Annotated in this window: 1 protein-coding gene; it reads right to left on the bottom strand. The window is 61.6% G+C overall.

What is annotated here, in order from left to right; all coding sequences use genetic code 11:
- Window positions 1-113 precede the first annotated feature (113 nt).
- The gene (locus tag HU811_RS26850; protein ID WP_186659131.1) at window positions 114-1,502 is read right to left on the bottom strand and encodes a sodium:solute symporter family protein; all 1,389 of its coding nucleotides are present in this window, start codon (window positions 1,500-1,502) and stop codon (window positions 114-116) included.
- Window positions 1,503-1,610 lie beyond the last annotated feature (108 nt).

Below are 1,610 nucleotides of genomic sequence, written 5' to 3'. Positions count from 1 at the left end.
CCATCGCGAGCAGGCTCGCTCCCACAGGGTATTCATCGTCCGGAACTGAGCGATACAAAAGGGCAAAAAAAAGGTGTGGCCACCGACGCCACACCCTCGAAGAAAAACTGCTTTCAGACCGCCTTGGCCATCACCTTCGACCGTGGCGACAACAGACTGACCAGCACAAAACTCACCAGCGCCACGCTCAGGCTGTAGTAGATCGGCGTGTTGGCATCCAGGCCGTCCTTGATCATGAAGAACAGCGCAGTGAGAAAGCCCAGTGACATGCTGGTGATCGCGCCGGCGGTGGTTGCGCGTTTCCAGTAGATGGCACCGATCAGCGGAATCAGCATGCCGCCCACCAACAGGTTGTAGGCCAGGGTCAGGGCACTGATCACATCGCTCACCACCAAAGCAATGCCCAACACCACCACACCCAGCAGCAGGGTCGCGATGCGGTTTTCATGAACGTCGCCATTGCCGCTTTCACGACCCTGGCGCAGACGCGGGAGCAGGTCCTGGACCACGGTGGTGGAGGCTGCCAGCAGGCCGGCCGCGGCGGTGGACATCAAGGCTGCCAGGGCCGCGGCGATCACCAGCCCGCGAATGCCGTTGGGCAGGCTGGTCTGAACGACGCTGGCAAAGGCGTTGTTGACGTTTTCCAGATCCGGCAGCAATACCTTGGCCGCCATGCCGATCAATGCCCCGGCCAGGCCGTACAGCACGCAGTACAGGCCGGCGGCGGTGCCAGCTACCTTCGCCACACCTTCGCTGCGGGCAGTGAATACCCGTTGCCAGATGTCCTGGCCAATGAAGATGCCGAAGAAGTAGATCAGGAAGTAGGTGAGGATGGTGTCCCAGCCAATCGCGGTGAAATCGAAGTAGCTGGCCGGCAAGGCCGCCACCATCGCGCCCCAACCGCCCGCATCGCTGATGGACATCGGCATCAGCAGGAACACCAGGCCGACGGTCATGATCAAGAACTGCACGATGTCGGTGAGGGTCAGCGACCACATGCCGCCGATGGTGGAATACAGCACCACCACGCCGCCGCCCACCAGGATCGAAACCCAGAAGGGCAGGCCGAACAACACCTGCATCACCGTGCCGATGGCGATGGTCGAGGTCGCGCCGATCATCAACGCATAAACCAGCATGATCAGCGCACTGGCGTGGCGCGCGGCCGGGTTGTAGCGGCGCTCCAGCACTTGGGTCACGGTGTAGATCTTGAGTTTGAGCAACGGTTTGGCAAGAAACAGGCTCAGGCCGACGATGCCCAGACCGATGGCGCCGCACAGCCAGAACCCGGAAATCCCATGGACGTAGCCCAGCCGCACCGTGCCGATGGTGGAGGCGCCACCCAGAACGGTGGCGGCCATGGTGCCCAGGTAAAAGCCCGGGCCGAGGTTGCGCCCGGCGACCAGGTAGTCGTCACGGGTCTTGGCGCGGCGCATGCCGTACCAACCCAGGGCAATCATGCCGGTGGCATAGATGAGAACGACGATTAAATCCAAAGCCATGATGGCGTGTCTCCGATTGTCTTTTTTATAGTGAGGTCGGCAAGTACTGTCCCTGGCACCGCAACCTCTGTGTGAACGCGCTTTTGTGGCGAGGGAGCTTGCTCCCGC

Origin of the sequence: Pseudomonas tehranensis, assembly GCF_014268615.1 — a bacterium.
GTDB classification, from domain to species: Bacteria; Pseudomonadota; Gammaproteobacteria; order Pseudomonadales; family Pseudomonadaceae; genus Aquipseudomonas; species Aquipseudomonas tehranensis.
Note: the sequence above shows the minus strand (reverse complement) of the source record. Positions and strands in the feature narration are given on the sequence as shown.

What these genes read in the sequence shown, in the direction of transcription:
- HU811_RS26850 (WP_186659131.1), bottom strand. Translation starts at nt 1,502, where the DNA reads ATGGCTTTGGATTTAATCGTCGTTCTCATCTATGCCACCGGCATGATT.